The organism is Pseudomonas sp. S30 (assembly GCF_016518545.1).
Taxonomy (GTDB): Bacteria; Pseudomonadota; Gammaproteobacteria; order Pseudomonadales; family Pseudomonadaceae; genus Aquipseudomonas.
The window spans coordinates 50,567-67,733 of sequence record NZ_JACVTO010000002.1; the positions used below are offsets into that span (position 1 = coordinate 50,567).

Consider the following 17,167-nt stretch of genomic DNA (forward strand, 5'->3'; position numbering starts at 1 on the left):
CAACGGCCTCACCTGCACAGCACGAGGCTCCCCATGGCAACCTTCAAGGTCGACAACGAGCAACACGGCGAATTGAACTGCTGGCGCATCGTCAGCCCACACGCCGAACTTCTCATCGCCCAGCAGGGCGCGCAAATCCTCAGCTACCAGCGTACCGACGAGCCGCCGCTGCTGTGGTTGAGCGATCAGGCCACCTTCGGCCAGGGCAAGTCGGTCCGGGCCGGGGTGCCCGTATGCTGGCCATGGTTCAGCAACTTCCAGCGCAACCCCGACTCGGTCAAGGCGGCCTACCACGGCAGCGATGCACCGGCCCACGGCCTGGTGCGTGGGCGCGACTGGCAGCTGCTGGGCATCGAGGAGCGCGGCGACGCCCTGCGCGTCGAGTTCGACCTGCCCGAGGCGCAAGGTCGTCTGCCAGGCTGGCCGCACAAGGTCGAGCTGCGCCTGGTGATCGAACTGGGGGCACACCTGCATATCGCCTTGTCCAGCCGTAACCTGGGCGACTCATCGGTGACTCTGGCCCAGGCGCTGCACAGCTACTTCGCCGTCAGCGACGTACGCGAGGTACAGGTCGAGGGCGTGGAGGGGCTGACCTATATCGAGACCCTGGAAAACTGGGAGCCGCGCACCCAGCATGAAGTCCTGAGGTTCACCGGTGAAACCGACCGCATCTACCTCAATACCCCGCAACAACTGGCCATCATCGACCCCCGCTGGAACCGCCGCGTCACCCTGCGCACGCGCGGCTCACGCAGCGCGGTGATCTGGAACCCCCATGTCGAACGCGCCCGCGAACTGCCCGACATGGCCGACGATGGCTGGCAGCGCATGCTGTGCATCGAGACGGCCAACGTATGGGACGACGTGATAACGCTCGAACCGGGCGATCGTCACGTGCTGGAGGTGCAGCTGGACAGCGAAGCGCTCTGAGCGCAGCGCCGCTCAGAGGTCGGCGTCTTCCACCACCCTCACTTTCGTGGCGTCCAGGGCATAGGCAGCGTCGGCCAGGTCGTTGCTGACCTTCTCGATCTTCAATGCGCCGCTGACCCACAGCGGCGTGTAGATATCGCTGATCTTCAGCCCCTTGGGATAGCGCACCAGCACCAGCTGGTTGGGCGGCGGCGGCGGCACGTGGATGCAGGCTCCTGGATAAGGCACCAGGAAGAACAAGGTGCTGTTGCCCTTGGCATCGCTCTCCAGGGGCACCGGATACCCACCGAGCCGGATCTGCCGACCCTCGAGGCTCGCCACTGTCTTGGTGGAGTACATCACCGCTGGCAACCCCTTGCTCTGCTTCAGGCCGCCCTTGGCGGTGAAGGTACCTTGGGCTTCGGGGGAGTTGTGGTCGATTTCGGGCATCTGCTCGAGGGCTTTCTGATCCGACTTGGGCATCAGCTCCAGCCAGTCGGTCTCGGGCAGTTCGGCATGGGCCAGGGCGCTGGCCAGCAACAGGGGGAGAAGAAATGACGCACGCATGGCAATGCTCGGCAACTCGAATGAATTGCCGCGCATTCTAGCCTGTGTTCAACGCTTCTTGATGAATCCGTAGATCACCAGCAACACGATGGCGCCCACCAGTGCGCCGAAGAAGCCCGCCGCCTGACCTGCATGATAGATACCCAATGCCTGGCCACCGTAGGTCGCCAACAGCGAGCCGGCGATACCGAGCAGAATGGTCATGATCAAGCCCATGCTGTCGTCGCCTGGCTTGAGGAAGCGTGCAAGCAGGCCGACGATCAGGCCGATGAAGATGGTTCCGATGATACCCATGGCAATCCCTCCAAAAAAAATGGCAACAGGCCAGAGCCCGTAAAGCGCTTTGGCGTGTTGCCACTTCAGAGGGCGTGCGCCCGGCAGAAGTTCGATCAGTGGCCGATCAGTTGCTCGACTTCGGCGATTTTCGCCTCCAGGGTAGGCATGTCCTTGCAGCGCAGCGTGGCGTGTCCCACCTTGCGCCCCTGCTTGAAGGCCTTGCCATAGTGGTGCAGATGGCAGTCGTCGATGGCCACGACCTTGTCCACGGCAGGCACTTCACCGATGAAGTTGAGCATGGCGCTCTCGCCGACCTTGGCCGTGGAGCCCAGTGGCAGGCCGGCCACCGCGCGCAGGTGGTTCTCGAACTGGCTGCACTCGGCGCCCTCGATGGTCCAGTGCCCGGAGTTGTGCACGCGCGGGGCGATTTCGTTGGCCTTCAGGCCGCCGTCCACTTCGAAGAACTCGAAGGCCATCACCCCCACGTAGTCGAGGCTGTTCAGTACCCGGCCGACGTAGTCCTCGGCCAGGGACTGCAAGGGGTGCTCCTGGCTGGCGACCGACAGGCGCAGAATGCCGCTGTCGTGGGTGTTGTGCACCAGCGGGTAGAAGCGCGTCTCGCCGTCGCGGCCACGCACGGCCACCAGCGACACCTCGCCGGTGAACGGCACGAAGCCTTCCAGCAGGCAAGGCACGCTGCCCAGCTCGGCGAAGGTACCGACCACGTCCTGCGGCGTGCGCAGTACCTTCTGGCCCTTGCCGTCGTAACCCAGGGTGCGGGTCTTGAGTACGGCGGGCAGGCCGATGCTGGCCACGGCAGCGTCGAGGTCGTCCTGGGAGAGGATGTCGGCGAAGGCCGGGGTCGGAATACCCAGGTCGCGGAACAGGCTCTTTTCGAACAGCCGGTCACGGGCGATGCGCAAGGCCTGCGCGCTGGGATAGACCGGGACGAATTGCGAAAGGAAGGCGACGGTCTCGGCCGGCACGCTCTCGAACTCGAAGGTCACCAGGTCCACCTCATCGGCCAACTGGCGCAGGTGGTCCTGGTCGCCATAGTCAGCGCGCAGGTGCTCGCCCAACGGTGCGGCACAGGCATCCGGCGCGGGGTCCAGGAAGGCGAACTTCATGCCCAGCGGGGTGCCCGCCAGTGCCAGCATACGGCCCAACTGGCCACCACCGATTACACCGATCTTCATGTCGTCAGCCTCAAGCCTGGCGTGGGTCCGGATTGTCCAGAACGGTTTCGGTCTGCTCCGTTCGGAACTGCTTGAGCGCCGCATGGTACTGCGGATACCTGGCGCCCAGGATGCTGGCCGAGAGCAGCGCGGCGTTGATCGCACCCGCCTTGCCGATGGCCAGGGTGGCCACCGGTACACCGGCGGGCATCTGCACGATCGACAACAGCGAATCCACGCCCGACAGCATCGAGGACTGCACCGGCACGCCCAGCACCGGCAGGTGGGTCTTGGCCGCGCACATGCCCGGCAGGTGCGCAGCGCCCCCGGCACCGGCGATGATCACCTCGATTCCGCGCGCTTCGGCCTGTTCGGCGTACTGGAACAGCAGGTCGGGGGTACGGTGGGCGGACACCACCTTCACCTCGTAGGGAATGCCGAGTTTTTCCAGCATATCGGCGGTGTGGCTAAGGGTGGACCAATCGGACTTGGAGCCCATGATCACGCCAACCAGTGCACTCATCGTCGAGCCTCTTCGCTTGTGCGCCCGGGGGCGCCGTCAAAAAACAACAAGCCACGCGGGACGACCGGCGTGGCTTGTTTGCTGTTGATGACCGGATCGATCCGGTCCGGGGGCCGCGCAGTATAACGTAACCCGGCGCCCTACAGGCACCCCCGCCGACGGCCTGTCGGCCTTATTTTTCGGGGCCTGGACTGACTTTCGGGTCAACTGCGCCGCCGAGCCCGACGCCTTCGAGCTTGCGCCACAGCAGGCGCACGTTGGCCTTGCGCACCAGGGCGCAGCGGTACAGGCGGATCTCCAGCGGCACATGCCACTGGCTGGAGCCGCAGATCGCCAGCTCGCCACGCTCCAGCTCGCCGCGCATCGACAGCCGCGGCACCCAGGCGATGCCCATGCCTTCCAGGGCCATGCTCTTGAGGCTGTCGGCCATCGCCGTTTCGTACACCGTGGTATAGCGCAGGTTGCGCTGGCGCAGCAGCAGGCTCACCGAGCGCCCAAGGAAGGCGCCGGCACTGTAGGCCAGCAGCGGTACGCTGCCCTCCCCCTCCAGGTCGAACAGCGGCGCGCCATCGGCGCCCACGCCACACACCGGCAGCATTTCCGTGGTGCCCATGTGCAGGGACGGGAAGATCTCGGCGTCCATCTGCAGCGCCGCATCCGGATCGTAGAACGCCAGCATCAGGTCGCAGCCGCCTTCGCGCAGGGCATGCACCGCGTCGCCAACGTTGGTGGCGACCAGTCGGGTGGCGATATTCAGACCATCGTTGCGCAACTGCGCCACCCAGCGCGGGAAGAAGCCCGAAGCCAAGGAGTGCGCGGCGGCCACCTGAATCACCTCGCCCTGCCCGCCTTCGAGGTGATGCAGGTGGCGGAGCACCTCGCTCAGCTGGTCCACGACCGTGCGCGCCGTCACCAGAAACAACTGGCCAGCCTCGGTCAGCTCGATCGGCGTGCGCGAGCGATTGACCAGGGTCAGCCCCAATGCCGCCTCAAGGCTGCGAATGCGCCGGCTGAAGGCGGGTTGGGTCACGAAGCGACGCTCGGCCGCCTGGGAGAAACTGCGCGTGGAGGCCAGGGCGCTGAAATCTTCCAGCCATTTGCTTTCGAGATTCATCAGGAAGCTCCGCAGGCGCGCACCAAAATGGAACACGCTCGTTCACTGGTCGGCGTCACATCAATCATTATGCCGTTTGTGCATAGGTTAGCGTGCAACAGCATTGGCCGCCAAATCCGCTGCGGCCTAGGATTGGCGGCATTCCGGCAGGTGCCGGGCCAAAACCGAGATGATATCCATCATGTCCTCCGCTGCATCGTTCCGTGTCGAAAAAGACCTGCTTGGTACCCTTGAAGTCCCTGCCGATGCCTACTACGGCATCCAGACCCTGCGCGCTGCCAACAACTTCCATCTCTCCGGCGTACCGCTGTCGCACTATCCGAAGCTGGTCGTGGCCCTGGCCATGGTCAAGCAGGCCGCTGCCGACGCCAACCGGGAGCTGGGCCACCTCAGCGATGCCAAGCACGCCGCCATCAGCGCCGCCTGCGGCCGCCTGATCAAGGGCGATTACCACGACCAGTTCGTGGTGGACATGATCCAGGGTGGTGCCGGTACGTCCACCAACATGAACGCCAACGAGGTGATCGCCAACGTCGCGCTGGAGGCCATGGGTCACCAGAAGGGTGAATACCAGTACCTGCACCCGAACAACGACGTGAACATGGCGCAGTCCACCAACGACGCCTACCCCACCGCCATTCGCCTGGGCCTGCTGCTGGGTCATGACGCCCTGCTGGCCAGTCTCGACAGCCTGATCCAGGCATTCGCCGCCAAGGGCAAGGAATTCAACCATGTGTTGAAGATGGGCCGCACCCAGCTGCAGGACGCGGTGCCGATGACCTTGGGCCAGGAATTCCACGCTTTCGCCACCACCATGACCGAAGATCTCAACCGTCTGCGTTCGCTGGCACCGGAGCTGCTCACCGAAATCAACCTGGGCGGTACCGCCATCGGTACCGGCATCAACGCCGACCCGGGCTACCAGGCCCTGGCCGTGCAGCGCCTGGCGACCATCAGCGGCCAGCCGCTGGTGCCGGCCGCCGACCTGATCGAAGCCACCTCCGACATGGGCGCCTTCGTGCTGTTCTCCGGCATGCTCAAGCGCACCGCGGTGAAGCTGTCGAAGATCTGCAACGACCTGCGCCTGCTGTCCAGCGGTCCGCGCACGGGCATCAACGAAATCAACCTGCCGGCGCGCCAGCCAGGCAGCTCGATCATGCCAGGCAAGGTCAACCCGGTGATCCCGGAAGCCGTCAACCAGGTGGCCTTCGCCATCATGGGCAACGACCTGGCGCTGACCGTCGCCGCCGAAGGTGGCCAGTTGCAGTTGAACGTCATGGAGCCGCTGATCGCCTACAAGATCTTCGACTCGATCCGCCTGCTGCAGCGCGCCATGGACATGCTGCGCGAACACTGCATCGTCGGCATCACCGCCAACGAGCAGCGCTGCCGCGAACTGGTCGAGCACTCCATCGGCCTGGTCACTGCATTGAACCCTTACATCGGCTACGAGAACGCCACCCGTATCGCCCGCGTCGCCCTGGAAAGTGGCCGTGGCGTGCTGGAACTGGTGCGCGAAGAGAAGCTGCTGGACGACGCGATGCTCGACGACATCCTGCGCCCTGAAAACATGATCGCTCCCCGTCTGGTTCCGCTGAAGGCGTAACCCGACCGCTGCACACCGTCTCACCAGGTCGAGGGACTAGACACCTCTCAACCTTTCCAGGGCCCGCGCCATGCGCAGGGCCCTTTTTTTTGCGCGCGACGCGGCGCCGGGATTGTCACGGCACACAACTTGCTGTCGCCAAGGCTCAACCGCAATGGGAAGCCGCGCATGCTGCACAGCCACCTCACTACGCTCAATGCCGTGTCGCTGATCCTCAACGTCTTCCAGGAGACTGGCTGCAACGCCGGTGAGCTGCTCGTCGGCAGCGGCATAGGCCCGGCCGACCTGGGCCATCCCGATGCGCGCATCACCACCCAGCAAGAGTTGCAGGTCTGTGCCAATGCGGTGGCTCGACGCGCGGAAATCGGCCTGGAGCTGGGGCGACGCATGCACGTGTCGTGCTATGGCATGCTCGGTTACGCACTGCTCTCCAGTGCCACTTTGGGTGACGCTCTGCGCCTGGCGCTGTGTTTTCCGGCACTGCTGGGAACGATCTTCCAGTTGCGCCTGGTCGATGACGGCCAGCGTGTCTGGCTGGTTGCCAGCGAGTACCGCGAAGCGCCGGCCCTGGCGGCCTTCAACGCCGAGTTCTGTCTGGCGTCGCTGAAGGTGATCTGCGACGACCTGCTCGGTCGCCCATTGCCACTGCTGGCGGCGCGCTTCGAGCATGCGCGGCCGCACTATCACCCCCTCTACGCCGATGCCTTCCAGTGCCCCCTGGGCTTCGGCTCGCGCGACAATGCCTTCGCCTTCGAACGGCGCTGGCTGGACAGGCCACTGCCCCTGGCCGATCCCATCACCCACAAGGCCATGACCGAGCGCTGTCGGCGCCTGAATCTCGAGTTCACCGGGCGCCAGGCCTGGCTGGGGCGCATTCGCCAGCTGCTGCTCGATCAGCTCGATGCCGCGCCGGGGCTGGAAGGCCTGGCGCGGCAGATGAACTGCTCCTCGCGCACGCTGAGAAGGCACTTGCAGGCCTTGGGCAGCAGCTACCAGCAGTTGCTCGACGAACTGCGCTTCGACCGCGCCAAGCAGTTGCTGGCCGAGGACCAGATGCCGATCTACCTCATCGCCGAGACGCTCGGCTTCAGCGAAACCGCCAGCTTTCGGCACGCCTTCCAGCGTTGGAGCGGCGTGGCGCCCAGCCACTTTCGCGGTTAGTGCCCAACGATCATCCACTTGCCGGGAAAGGGCACCCATATGGCCACGGTCAGTGGCCACATCGATCCCCTTTTGGCCATTTGCACCGTTCTCCCCGGCGCGCCGCGCCCACCACAATGGACGCACGCCTGTCCCCTCGGAGAACAATGAATGCTGACCATCTATTCCGATGATCACCGCTTGCATCACGGCCGCTGCGAGCTGATCGACGGCAAGCTGATGCCGTGCTTCGAAATGCCGTCCCGCGCCGACCACGTGCTCGATCGGGTGAAACAGCGCACGCTGGGCCCCATCCGGGCGCCGTCGGACTTCGGCCGCGCCCCACTGCTGCGGGTGCACAGCGCCGCCTACCTGGATTTCTTCGAAGGGGCATGGGCCCGCTGGGCCGCCATGAATCAGGAAGGCGATCTGCTGCCATTCACCTGGCCAGCACGCACCTTGCGGCAGATCAAGCCGCAAGGCCTGCACGGCGAGCTGGGTTACTACAGTTTCGACGGTGGTGCGCCGATCACCGCTGGCACCTGGCGGGCTGCCTACAGCGCCGCTCAGGTAGCCTTGACCGCCCAGGCCGCCATCCAGGACGGCGCCCATTCGGCCTTCGCCCTTTGTCGGCCGCCTGGTCATCATGCCGCAGCCGAGGTGATGGGTGGCTACTGCTACCTGAACAATGCTGCCATCGCGGCTCAGGCGTTTCTCGACCAAGGTCGAGGCAAGGTCGCGATACTCGACGTGGACTACCACCACGGTAATGGCACGCAAGACATCTTCTACCACCGCAACGACGTGTTCTTCGCCTCCATTCACGGCGATCCGACCGACGAATTCCCGTTCTTTCTCGGCTACGCCGATGAAACCGGGCATGGTGCAGGCGAAGGCTTCAACGTGAACTACCCCCTGCCGGCAGGCAGTGACTGGGCGACCTGGAGCGCCGCACTGGAGGACGCCTGCCAGCGCCTGGCCAGGTTCGACGCGGACGTTCTGGTGATCTCGCTGGGCGTGGACACCTTCAAGGACGACCCCATTTCCCAGTTCAAGCTCGACAGCCCGGATTACCTGCAAATGGGCGAACGCATCGCTCGGCTGGGCAAGCCAACGTTGTTCGTGATGGAGGGCGGCTACGCCGTCGAGGAAATCGGTATCAACGCGGTCAACGTGCTGGAAGGCTTCGAGCGCCACCAGCCAGGAGCCTGCTCATGAATCCCTTCAAAGGTCTGCTCGCCCCCCTCGTCGCCGTCGGCCTGCTGGCCGGCGCCACGCAGGTCGAAGCCCAGGAACGCACCCTGCGGGTGTACAACTGGTTCGACTACATCACGCCGCAAACCCTCGTGGATTTCCAGAAGACTGCACAGGTCAAGCTGATCTACGACATCTTCGATACCAACGAAGCGCTCGAGGCCAAGCTGCTGACCGGTAATTCCGGCTACGACGTGGTGGTGCCCTCCAACGTGTTCCTGGCCAAGCAGATCGAAGCCGGCGTGTTCCAGCCGCTGGACCGCAGCAAACTGCCGAACTGGCAGCACCTTGACCCGGCGCTGATGAAGCTGGTGGAAGCGAACGATCCCGGCAACCGCTTCGCCGTGCCTTACATGTACGGCACCATCCTGATCGGTTTCAACCCGGCCAAGGTCAAGGCCGCGCTGGGTGACGGTGCGCCCGTCGACAGCTGGGACCTGATCTTCAAGCCGGAGAACATCGCCAAACTCAAGCAATGCGGCGTAGCGCTACTCGATTCTCCGTCGGAAATCCTGCCCCTGGCCTTGCAGTATCTCGGCCTGTCGCCCAACAGCGACAAGCCCGAGGACTACAAGAAGGCCGAAGCACTGCTGATGAAGATCCGGCCGTCCATCACCTACTTCCATTCCTCCAAATACATGGCAGATATCGCCAATGGCGACATCTGCGTGGCGGTCGGCTATTCCGGCAGTTTCTCCCAGGCCGCCAACCGTGCACGTGAAGCGAACAACGGCGTAGTGGTGGATATGCGCCTGCCCAGGGAAGGCGCGCCCATCTGGTTCGACATGCTGGCGATTCCGAAGAACGCAGCGAATCCCGAGGATGCCCACACGTTCATCGACTACCTGCTGCGACCCGAGGTGATCGCGCCGATCAGCGACTTCGTCGGCTATCCGAACCCCAACAAGGATGCTACCGAAAAGGTCAATCCGGACATTCGCAACAACCCCAACCTGTACCCCACACCCGAGGCGATGGCCAAGTTGTATACGCTCAGGCCATTGCCACGCGAGGCGGAGCGCGCCCGGACCAGGGCATGGACACGCATCAAGTCGGGGACTTGAGCCGCCCACGTGAAGTGCCCGCGACCTGACGCGGGCGACTCACGCCTGCGACAGGCTGCACAGGCCTTTCACGCTGAACGAAGCGCGGGTGATGGTTGCATACGCAGAACCCTGAACCAGGTTGGCGATGAACCTGCCAGCGTAGGGCTTATCGGCCGCCACGTAGACTTCGGCCCCGCCGAGGTCGGCCGGGTATTCGATGTTTTCACCTTCCTCGATGAGATAACCGATAGTGATCTTGCCCTCAAGGCTGACGACATTCTGACCTTCGGTAATATCGTCATCGGCTGCGAACGAGATATAGCGGCGGCCTCGTTCCGTGGTGATGACACCCAGCACAATGTTCACGCCGAAGCTCGAATAACCGAGAACCTGAGTGGCCTCGAAGGGTTGTCCATCGATGGTGGCGATGAAGAAGTCCTCGATATCGCGTTTGCCGGTCTGGCAGCCCTGGGCCGCGCAGATGGCGGCCTTCATGCACTTCATGTGTGTTTCTTTCATCAGTGGGTCTCCGCTAAAGAATGTAGACATCGACATGCCCGCCAAACTTTCGAACAACCCCGCTGGGTACGCAAGCGAAATACTTGTGCAATCATTTCAAAATAAATTCAAACATAAAGTGTATAAACAACTACATCATCATCAGAACTTTCCTATTTTCTTCAGCCACTATAAACGCTATCGCCAAACATCTCTTAATCTGTCGCACGCTGCTTTTATGGCCGTAGGCGCTACAGCGGCAAACCCCAGTACCAACCCGGCGGGCGCAGGTCTGTCGTGGTCATCGGCTGCCAGCCAGTAATCGCTCAGGGCGTTGATCTCGACACCCACCGTCTCGGCCAGTCCGATCAGTTCGCGCTCGCGTTCGATGCCTTGCACCGGCAACGCCAGGTGCAGCCCGGCCGAAACCGTCGGCATCGGCCCCACACCCGGCACACCCTGCGGCCAGGCCGCGAGTAGCGCGTCACGACGGGCAAGCGCGGCTCGCCGCATGCGACGGATATGACGCTGAAACTCGCCCTGAATCATGAACTGCGCCATCACGCATTGTGTGGATACTTCCGAATGCCGCACATGCAGCGCGCGCGCTCGAGCGAATGCAGTGGTCAATGAGTTGGGCAGTACCAGATACCCCAGCCTCAAGGCCGGAAATGCCACCTTGCCGAAGGTTCCGACGTAGATCACCCGCGCCTGTCGGTCCAGGGCAGCCAATGGAGCCAGCGGCGCCCCGCTGTAGCGGTATTCCCCATCGTAGTCATCTTCGATGATCCATCCCTGGTTTCGGCTGGCCCATTCGAGCAGGGCCAGCCGCCGCGCGAGGCTGAGCGTGACGCCCGTAGGGTACTGGTGAGCTGGGGTGACGTAGACCAGTCGACAGGCCGGGAGCGATTCCAGGACCGTACAGTCGATGCCTTCGTTATCCACAGGTACGCCGGTGACCTGCGCGCCTGCCAAGGTCAACGCGTGGGCCGCTGCCCGATAACCTGGGTTTTCCACAGCGACGCAAGCGGCCTGCTCGAGGAGCAGCTGTGCACAAAGGCTGATGGCCTCCTGCGCACCTTGGGTGATCACAATTTGTTCAGCCGCGCAAGCCAACCCCCTCGATCTGCGCAGATAAGTCGCGATCAGCTCACGCAGCTCCCGCTCGCCAGCCGGGTCGCCGTAGCCCAGCCTGGCAAGTGACGGATTTCGCCAGAAACCCGCTTGCAGCTTGGCCCACACCTCGAATGGAAACTGGTCGAAGGCGGGAATGCCTACTCGAAATGCCCGTGGCGCCCCCGCTTTCGGACTAGGCAGATGGTGGGATTGCAGCCGTCGAACGACGCTACCGATCGTGTCCAGACTGTATGAATCCTCAGTGTCATCGCTGTGAAATGTGGATAAACCTGTGGGTAACCCAGGTGGTAAACCTGTGGGTAACTGTGTGGACAGTTTGTTCAGGGACGTGACGTAGGTTCCATCCCCAACCCGGCTTTCTATGAAGCCTTCGGCATACAACTGGTCATACGCGCGGATCACGGTGTTTCGCGATATACCCAGCAGCGCGCCGAGCTCGCGGCTTGCCGGCAGCCGCGTGCCGCTACCAAGGCGTCCATCCAGAATCCTGCCGCGCAATACCTGGTACAACTCGCGGCCAAGCCCCTTGGCCGGGTCCAAGGCAATTCCCGAAGGGTCGAAGGGCAGCACGACGTCGCCTGTGCTCATGGAATTGGACCTATGAAATTGATCAGGAATGGATCTTACATCGGACCAATAGCCTGCCTAGGATCACGGTATTCCACAAGGATGCTGCCATGTACGCCCTCCGACCTCATCAAGACAGTGAGCTTCGATCCCTTCATGAACACATGCAGCAGACCCGCCTGGCGGTACTGGTCAGTCATGGCGCACAGGGTCTGCTAGCCACCCATCTGCCGGTGCTGCTGGATACCGGTCTCGGTGAATCCGGTACCGTCCTCGCCCACATGGCACGCGCCAATCCTCAATGGCGAGACCTGCAAGAGGGCGGCGAAGCGATGCTGGTCTTTCCCGGTGTCGATGCCTACGTGAGCCCGAGCTTCTATCCCAGCAAGGCGAGCAACCCCAAGGTGGTGCCAACCTGGAACTACACCGCCGTACACGCCTACGGTCCGGTCGAGGTGATTCACGAGGACAGTGCCCTGCTGGACATCGTCACCCACCTGACCGAACGCCACGAAGCGCGGCGTGAGCAGCCATGGCGCATCACCGACGCACCCAGCGACTACCTGGAAGGCATGTTGCGCGCCATCGTCGGAATCCGCCTGCCCATCGCCCGCCTGCAAGGGGTGCGCAAGCTCAGCCAGAACCGCAGCGTGGACGACCTCCGTGGTGTCCGCGATGCCTTGGCCAGCAGCGCCGACCCACTCGACCAGTCAATTGCCGCGCAGATGCGCACCCTCTGAAGGAAGCGTCCATGTCCAACGTCACCCTGCGTCCGATCACCCTCGACGACCACGCCGCCTGGCTCCCCTTGTGGCAGGCCTACCTGCGTTTCTACACCACCGAACTGCCCGACGAAGTGACCGCCAGCACCTGGCAGCGCCTGCTCGATCCGAGCGAGCCCACTCATTCGACCCTGGCCTGGGTCGAAGGCAAGGCGGTCGGGATGGTCAACTTCATCTATCACCGATCGAACTGGAGCATCGAGAACTCCTGCTATCTGCAGGATCTCTACGTCCACGAGCATCAGCGCGGGCTGGGCATCGGTCGCCAGCTCATCGAGCACGTCTATGCCACGGCGAAGGCGGCCGACTGCATCAAGGTGCACTGGCTGACCCACGAAACCAACGCCACCGCCATCGCCCTGTACGAGCAGGTGGCCGAGCGCCCTGGTTTCATCCAGTTTCGCAAAGGGTTGTAGGCCAACATGACTGACGCACTGAGCTGGACACCTGCCAAGGCTGCGCAGGCCACTACGCTGAACGGCCGCTTCGTTCGCCTGGAAAAACTCGACCCTGCACGCCACGGCGACGACCTGTGGCTGGTACTGCAAGGTCCGGGTTCGGACCCAAGGCTGTGGGACTATCTGCCCTACGGCCCCTTCACCGAACGCGCGGCTTTCGACCGCTGGCTCGACGGCCAGGCCAACAGTTGCGACCCGCTGTTCTTCACGGTCATCGATCCGCGCGAAGGCCAGGCCCAGGGCATCCTCAGCTACATGTCGATCGTGCCCGACCATGGCCGCTTCGAGATCGGTCACATCGCTTTCGGCGCCGCCATGCAGCGCTCGCCCAAGAGCACCGAAGCGGTGTTCCTCCTGGCCAGGCTGGGCTTCGAACTGGGCAACCGGCGGCTGGAGTGGAAATGCAACGATGCCAATGCGCGCTCCAAGCGCGCGGCACTGCGGCTGGGCTTCGTGTTCGAGGGCGTGTTCCGCCAGCACATGGTGATCAAGGGGCAAAACCGCGACACAGCGTGGTACTCGATCACCGATGCAGAATGGCCAGCCGTTGCAGCCGGGTTCGAGCGGTGGTTGAGCGACGACAATCAGCCGAGCGACGGTCAGGTCCAGACCCTCGAGGCGTGTCGCCAGCGCGCATCCGCGCGTTGATACTGCCTGGGCAGCGGATGAAAAAAAGGGGAGCTTGCGCTCCCCATGAGGTAACCCGTAGTGTTCGAGGGCCGTGAATCAGCCCTCGATCTCGATCAGGATCTCGCCTGGCGTGACACGATCGCCCTTGCCCACGTGAATCGCCGCCACCTTGCCAGCGATGGCTGCCTGTACTTCGGTCTCCATTTTCATGGCCTCGGTGATCAGCACGGCCTGACCGGCCTTCACCACATCCCCTTGCTTGACCAGCACATCGACGATGTTGCCCGGCATGGTGGTGCTGACGTGGCCCGGTGCGCTGGCTTGCTTGCGCTTGCTGCTGCCCGCGCCGACGAAGTCGTTGAGCGGCTCGAACACCACCTCTTCAGGCATGCCGTCGATGGAGAGGTAGAAGTGGCGCTTGCCCTCAGCCTTCACACCCACGCCGGTGATATCCACACGGTAGGTCTCACCGTGCACGTCGATGACGAACTCGGTAGGCACGCCCTCGCCGCCCACCGAGGCGACCGCCCCCGCCTCCGGAATCGGCAGCAGCACCTCGGGTTTGAGGGTGCCGGCTTCACGTTCCTCGAGGTACTTGCGGCCGATGTCCGGGAACATCGCGAAGGTCAGCACGTCCTCTTCGCTACGCGCCAGGCTGCCGATTTGCTCACGCAACTTGGCCATCTCCGGCTTGAGCAGATCGGCCGGACGCACGTCGATGACCTCTTCGCTGCCGATCGCCTGGCGCCGCAGCTTTTCATCCACCACGCCTGGGGCCTTGCCATAGCCGCCTTGCAGGTACAGCTTCACTTCGTTGGTGATGGTCTTGTAGCGCTCGCCGGCCAGCACGTTGAAGAACGCCTGGGTGCCGACGATCTGCGAGGTGGGGGTAACCAGGGGTGGGAAGCCGAGGTCCTCACGCACGCGTGGAATCTCCGCCAGCACTTCGTTCATGCGGTTCAGCGCACCCTGCTCCTTGAGCTGGTTGGCCAGGTTGGAAATCATTCCGCCTGGCACCTGGTTGACCTGCACACGAGTGTCGACGGCGGTGAATTCGCTCTCGAACTGGTGATACTTCTTGCGCACGGCGTAGAAGTACAGACCGATTTCCTGCAGCAGCTCCAGGTCCAGCCCGGTGTCGAATTCACTGCCCTTGAGCGCGGCGACCATCGACTCGGTGCCGGGATGGCTGGTCCCCCAGGCGAAGCTGGAGATCGCCGTGTCGATATGGTCGGCGCCGTTCTCCACCGCCTTGAGCTGGCACATGGCAGCCAGGCCAGCGGTGTCATGGGAGTGGATGAACACCGGCAGCGACTGCTCGGCCTTCAATGCCTTGACCAACTCGCCCGTGGCGTAGGGGGTGAGCAGGCCGGCCATGTCCTTGATCGCCACCGAATCGCAGCCCATGGCTTCCATCTGCCTGGCCTGCTGCACGAAGGCATCGATGGTGTGCACCGGGCTGGTGGTGTAGGCGATGGTGCCCTGCGCGTGCTTGCCAGCGGCTTTCACCGCTTCGATGGCCACGCGCAGGTTACGCACGTCGTTCATGGCGTCGAAAATGCGGAACACGTCGATGCCATTGACCGCTGCCTTGGCCACGAACGCCTTGACCACATCGTCGCTGTAATGACGGTAGCCCAGCAGGTTCTGACCACGCAGCAGCATTTGCAGTCGCGTGTTGGGCAATGCCGCGCGCAGCTGGCGCAGGCGCTCCCACGGGTCTTCCTTGAGGAAACGCACACAAGCATCGAAGGTCGCGCCGCCCCATACCTCCAGGGACCAGTAGCCGACCCTGTCGAGCTTGTCGCAGATCGGCAGCATGTCTTCGGTGCGCATGCGCGTGGCCAGCAAGGACTGGTGCGCATCACGCAGGATCGTGTCGGTAACGTGGATTTTCTTGGACATTCTTTCTCCTTTGAACGGCGAGCTGCAGCGCCAGGCTGCCGGAAAGCCGATGGGCTTCCACGTGCAGCGGCCACCGGCCGCTCGCCGCTGCGTTCAGATGCCTGCGTGGGCGGCGATGGCGGCGGCGATGGCCAGGGCCAACTCTTCGGGTTTGCGCTTGATCGAGTAGTTGGTCAGTTCAGGGTGGCTCTCGACGAAGCTGGTATTGAACTGACCACTGCGAAATTCCGGATTGCGCAGGATCTCCTGGTAGTACGCGGCGGTGGTCTTGACCCCTTGCACGCGCATGTCGTCCAGGGCGCGCAGGCCACGGTCCATCGCCTCTTCCCAGGTGAGCGCCCAGACCACCAGCTTCAGGCACATGGAGTCGTAGAACGGCGGAATGGTGTAGCCGGTGTAGATCGCCGTGTCGGTGCGCACGCCCGGCCCACCCGGGGCGTAGTAGCGCGTGATCTTGCCGAAGCTGGGCAGGAAGTTGTTCTTCGGATCCTCGGCGTTGATGCGGAACTGCAGCGCATAACCGCGGTGCACGATGTCTTCCTGCTTCACCGACAGTGGCTCGCCGGAGGCGATGCGGATCTGCTCGCGAACGATGTCGATGCCGGTGATTTCCTCGGTGATGGTGTGCTCCACCTGCACCCGGGTATTCATTTCCATGAAGTACACCTCGCCCTCGGCGAGCAGGAACTCCACGGTACCGGCGTTCTCGTAGTTCACCGCCTTGGCAGCGCGCACCGCCAGGTCGCCGATGTAGGCACGCTGCTCAGGGGTGAGCTGCGGGCTCGGGGCGATCTCGATGAGCTTCTGGTTGCGGCGCTGGATCGAGCAGTCGCGCTCGAACAGGTGCACCACGTTGCCGAAGCTGTCGCCCAGGATCTGCGCTTCGATGTGCTTGGGATTGACGATGCACTTTTCCAGGAAGACCTCGGCCGAGCCGAAGGCCTTGGTGGCTTCGGAGATCACCCTGGGGAAGTTCTGCTCCAGTTCTTCACGGCTGTTGCAGCGGCGAATACCGCGTCCGCCTCCCCCGGAGGTGGCCTTGAGCATCACCGGATAGCCGATACGCTCACCCTCGCGCAGGGCCTCGTGGATATCGGCCACATTGCCTTCGGTGCCGGGCGTGACCGGCACCCCGGCCTGGATCATGGTGCGCCGCGCCTCGGTCTTGTCGCCCATGCGGCGGATCACCTCCGCGGCCGGGCCGATGAACTTGACCCCGCGCTCGGCGCAGATTTCCGCCAGCTCGGCGTTTTCCGACAGGAATCCATAGCCCGGATGCAGGGCATCGCAGCCGGTTTCCACCGCCAGGTTCACCAGCTTGCGCGGGTTCAGGTAACCGGCCAGCGGCTCGGCGCCGATGCTGTAGGCCTCGTCGGCGCGCTTGACGTGCAGGGCGTGCCGGTCAGCGTCGGAAAAGATCGCAACGGAACGAATGCCCATCTCGGCGCAGGCCCGCACGATGCGGACCGCGATTTCACCCCGGTTGGCGATCAGGATTTTTTTTATCACTGGATTCTTCCCAAAGCCGTTCGAACAGTCGATCCGGATATCCCGGTCGGCGCGTGACCAAAGGTTGTTGG

17 protein-coding genes are annotated in these 17,167 nt (G+C 63.5%); 8 read left to right on the plus strand and 9 right to left on the minus strand.

The annotated features are described in order from the left end of the window. The first annotated feature begins 33 nt into the window (after positions 1 to 33). Entirely contained in the window at positions 34 to 930 is an 897-nt protein-coding gene (locus IAE34_RS03070) for a D-hexose-6-phosphate mutarotase (protein WP_200137384.1), read from the plus strand. 12 nt (positions 931 to 942) lie between these two features. Here the strand turns inward: IAE34_RS03070 and IAE34_RS03075 are convergent, their stop codons facing one another. The 5 genes from IAE34_RS03075 to IAE34_RS03095 form a co-directional block, all read right to left on the minus strand. Further along, positions 943 to 1,476: a DUF3299 domain-containing protein gene (locus IAE34_RS03075; protein WP_200137385.1), complete on the minus strand. Its 534-nt coding sequence runs from the start codon at positions 1,474 to 1,476 to the stop codon at positions 943 to 945. A 48-nt stretch (positions 1,477 to 1,524) separates the two neighbouring features. After that, positions 1,525 to 1,770 carry a GlsB/YeaQ/YmgE family stress response membrane protein gene (locus tag IAE34_RS03080; protein WP_200137386.1) on the minus strand — a complete coding sequence of 82 codons (246 nt, stop codon included), beginning with the start codon at positions 1,768 to 1,770 and terminating at the stop codon, positions 1,525 to 1,527. Positions 1,771 to 1,865: 95 nt separating this feature from the next. Continuing rightward, positions 1,866 to 2,948, minus strand: coding sequence for a 5-(carboxyamino)imidazole ribonucleotide synthase (locus tag IAE34_RS03085; RefSeq protein WP_200137387.1), 1,083 nt, complete (start codon positions 2,946 to 2,948; stop codon positions 1,866 to 1,868). A gap of 10 nt (positions 2,949 to 2,958) precedes the next feature. Beyond that, entirely contained in the window at positions 2,959 to 3,450 is a 492-nt protein-coding gene (gene purE / locus IAE34_RS03090) for a 5-(carboxyamino)imidazole ribonucleotide mutase (RefSeq protein ID WP_200137388.1), read from the minus strand. 172 nt (positions 3,451 to 3,622) lie between these two features. Continuing rightward, on the minus strand, positions 3,623 to 4,564 hold the full coding sequence (locus tag IAE34_RS03095) for a LysR substrate-binding domain-containing protein (RefSeq protein WP_200137389.1): 942 nt from the start codon (positions 4,562 to 4,564) through the stop codon (positions 3,623 to 3,625). Positions 4,565 to 4,745: 181 nt separating this feature from the next. Between IAE34_RS03095 and aspA the strand changes: the two genes are divergently transcribed. From aspA to IAE34_RS03115, 4 genes are all read left to right on the plus strand, one after another. After that, positions 4,746 to 6,170, plus strand: coding sequence for an aspartate ammonia-lyase (aspA, locus tag IAE34_RS03100; protein WP_200137390.1), 1,425 nt, complete (start codon positions 4,746 to 4,748; stop codon positions 6,168 to 6,170). 168 nt (positions 6,171 to 6,338) lie between these two features. Beyond that, positions 6,339 to 7,331 (plus strand): AraC family transcriptional regulator, encoded by a 993-nt coding sequence (locus tag IAE34_RS03105; protein WP_200137391.1) that lies wholly within the window; start codon positions 6,339 to 6,341, stop codon positions 7,329 to 7,331. Between the two features lie 150 nt (positions 7,332 to 7,481). Then, a complete protein-coding gene (locus tag IAE34_RS03110) occupies positions 7,482 to 8,528 on the plus strand; it encodes a histone deacetylase family protein (RefSeq protein ID WP_200137392.1) in 1,047 nt (348 codons plus the stop codon). Then, positions 8,525 to 9,628 carry a polyamine ABC transporter substrate-binding protein gene (locus tag IAE34_RS03115; protein WP_200137393.1) on the plus strand — a complete coding sequence of 368 codons (1,104 nt, stop codon included), beginning with the start codon at positions 8,525 to 8,527 and terminating at the stop codon, positions 9,626 to 9,628. The genes IAE34_RS03110 and IAE34_RS03115 overlap by 4 nt, the downstream gene beginning before the upstream one ends. A 39-nt stretch (positions 9,629 to 9,667) precedes the next feature. On the opposite strand, the gene IAE34_RS03120 is transcribed toward IAE34_RS03115, so the two are convergent. Further along, the gene (locus tag IAE34_RS03120; RefSeq protein ID WP_200137394.1) at positions 9,668 to 10,105 is read right to left on the minus strand and encodes a hypothetical protein; all 438 of its coding nucleotides are present in this window, start codon (positions 10,103 to 10,105) and stop codon (positions 9,668 to 9,670) included. A gap of 201 nt (positions 10,106 to 10,306) precedes the next feature. After that, complete coding sequence (pdxR, locus tag IAE34_RS03125) at positions 10,307 to 11,833, minus strand: MocR-like pyridoxine biosynthesis transcription factor PdxR (RefSeq protein WP_200137395.1); 1,527 nt, start codon at positions 11,831 to 11,833, stop codon at positions 10,307 to 10,309. A gap of 89 nt (positions 11,834 to 11,922) precedes the next feature. Between pdxR and IAE34_RS03130 the strand changes: the two genes are divergently transcribed. From IAE34_RS03130 to IAE34_RS03140, 3 genes are read left to right on the plus strand one after another with little or no spacing between them, the layout of a single operon-like run. Beyond that, positions 11,923 to 12,552, plus strand: a complete 630-nt coding sequence (locus tag IAE34_RS03130; protein WP_200137396.1) for an FMN-binding negative transcriptional regulator — start codon at positions 11,923 to 11,925, stop codon at positions 12,550 to 12,552. An 11-nt stretch (positions 12,553 to 12,563) separates the two neighbouring features. Next, the gene (locus IAE34_RS03135) at positions 12,564 to 13,010 is read left to right on the plus strand and encodes a GNAT family N-acetyltransferase (RefSeq protein ID WP_200137397.1); all 447 of its coding nucleotides are present in this window, start codon (positions 12,564 to 12,566) and stop codon (positions 13,008 to 13,010) included. 6 nt (positions 13,011 to 13,016) lie between these two features. Further along, positions 13,017 to 13,700: a GNAT family N-acetyltransferase gene (locus tag IAE34_RS03140; RefSeq protein ID WP_200137398.1), complete on the plus strand. Its 684-nt coding sequence runs from the start codon at positions 13,017 to 13,019 to the stop codon at positions 13,698 to 13,700. Between the two features lie 78 nt (positions 13,701 to 13,778). Here IAE34_RS03140 and oadA read toward each other — a convergent pair whose 3' ends face one another. Next, entirely contained in the window at positions 13,779 to 15,587 is a 1,809-nt protein-coding gene (gene oadA / locus IAE34_RS03145; protein WP_200137399.1) for a sodium-extruding oxaloacetate decarboxylase subunit alpha, read from the minus strand. Between the two features lie 93 nt (positions 15,588 to 15,680). Then, positions 15,681 to 17,096, minus strand: a complete 1,416-nt coding sequence (locus IAE34_RS03150; RefSeq protein WP_200137400.1) for an acetyl-CoA carboxylase biotin carboxylase subunit — start codon at positions 17,094 to 17,096, stop codon at positions 15,681 to 15,683. Between the last annotated feature and the right edge of the window lie 71 nt (positions 17,097 to 17,167).

Coding starts and splice junctions, on each gene's coding strand:
- IAE34_RS03070 (WP_200137384.1), top strand. CDS start 34: ATGGCAACCTTCAAGGTCGACAACGAGCAACACGGCGAATTGAACTGC.
- IAE34_RS03075 (WP_200137385.1), bottom strand. CDS start 1,476: ATGCGTGCGTCATTTCTTCTCCCCCTGTTGCTGGCCAGCGCCCTGGCC.
- IAE34_RS03080 (WP_200137386.1), bottom strand. CDS start 1,770: ATGGGTATCATCGGAACCATCTTCATCGGCCTGATCGTCGGCCTGCTT.
- IAE34_RS03085 (WP_200137387.1), bottom strand. CDS start 2,948: ATGAAGATCGGTGTAATCGGTGGTGGCCAGTTGGGCCGTATGCTGGCA.
- purE (WP_200137388.1), bottom strand. CDS start 3,450: ATGAGTGCACTGGTTGGCGTGATCATGGGCTCCAAGTCCGATTGGTCC.
- IAE34_RS03095 (WP_200137389.1), bottom strand. CDS start 4,564: ATGAATCTCGAAAGCAAATGGCTGGAAGATTTCAGCGCCCTGGCCTCC.
- aspA (WP_200137390.1), top strand. CDS start 4,746: ATGTCCTCCGCTGCATCGTTCCGTGTCGAAAAAGACCTGCTTGGTACC.
- IAE34_RS03105 (WP_200137391.1), top strand. CDS start 6,339: ATGCTGCACAGCCACCTCACTACGCTCAATGCCGTGTCGCTGATCCTC.
- IAE34_RS03110 (WP_200137392.1), top strand. CDS start 7,482: ATGCTGACCATCTATTCCGATGATCACCGCTTGCATCACGGCCGCTGC.
- IAE34_RS03115 (WP_200137393.1), top strand. CDS start 8,525: ATGAATCCCTTCAAAGGTCTGCTCGCCCCCCTCGTCGCCGTCGGCCTG.
- IAE34_RS03120 (WP_200137394.1), bottom strand. CDS start 10,105: ATGAAGGCCGCCATCTGCGCGGCCCAGGGCTGCCAGACCGGCAAACGC.
- pdxR (WP_200137395.1), bottom strand. CDS start 11,833: ATGAGCACAGGCGACGTCGTGCTGCCCTTCGACCCTTCGGGAATTGCC.
- IAE34_RS03130 (WP_200137396.1), top strand. CDS start 11,923: ATGTACGCCCTCCGACCTCATCAAGACAGTGAGCTTCGATCCCTTCAT.
- IAE34_RS03135 (WP_200137397.1), top strand. CDS start 12,564: ATGTCCAACGTCACCCTGCGTCCGATCACCCTCGACGACCACGCCGCC.
- IAE34_RS03140 (WP_200137398.1), top strand. CDS start 13,017: ATGACTGACGCACTGAGCTGGACACCTGCCAAGGCTGCGCAGGCCACT.
- oadA (WP_200137399.1), bottom strand. CDS start 15,587: ATGTCCAAGAAAATCCACGTTACCGACACGATCCTGCGTGATGCGCAC.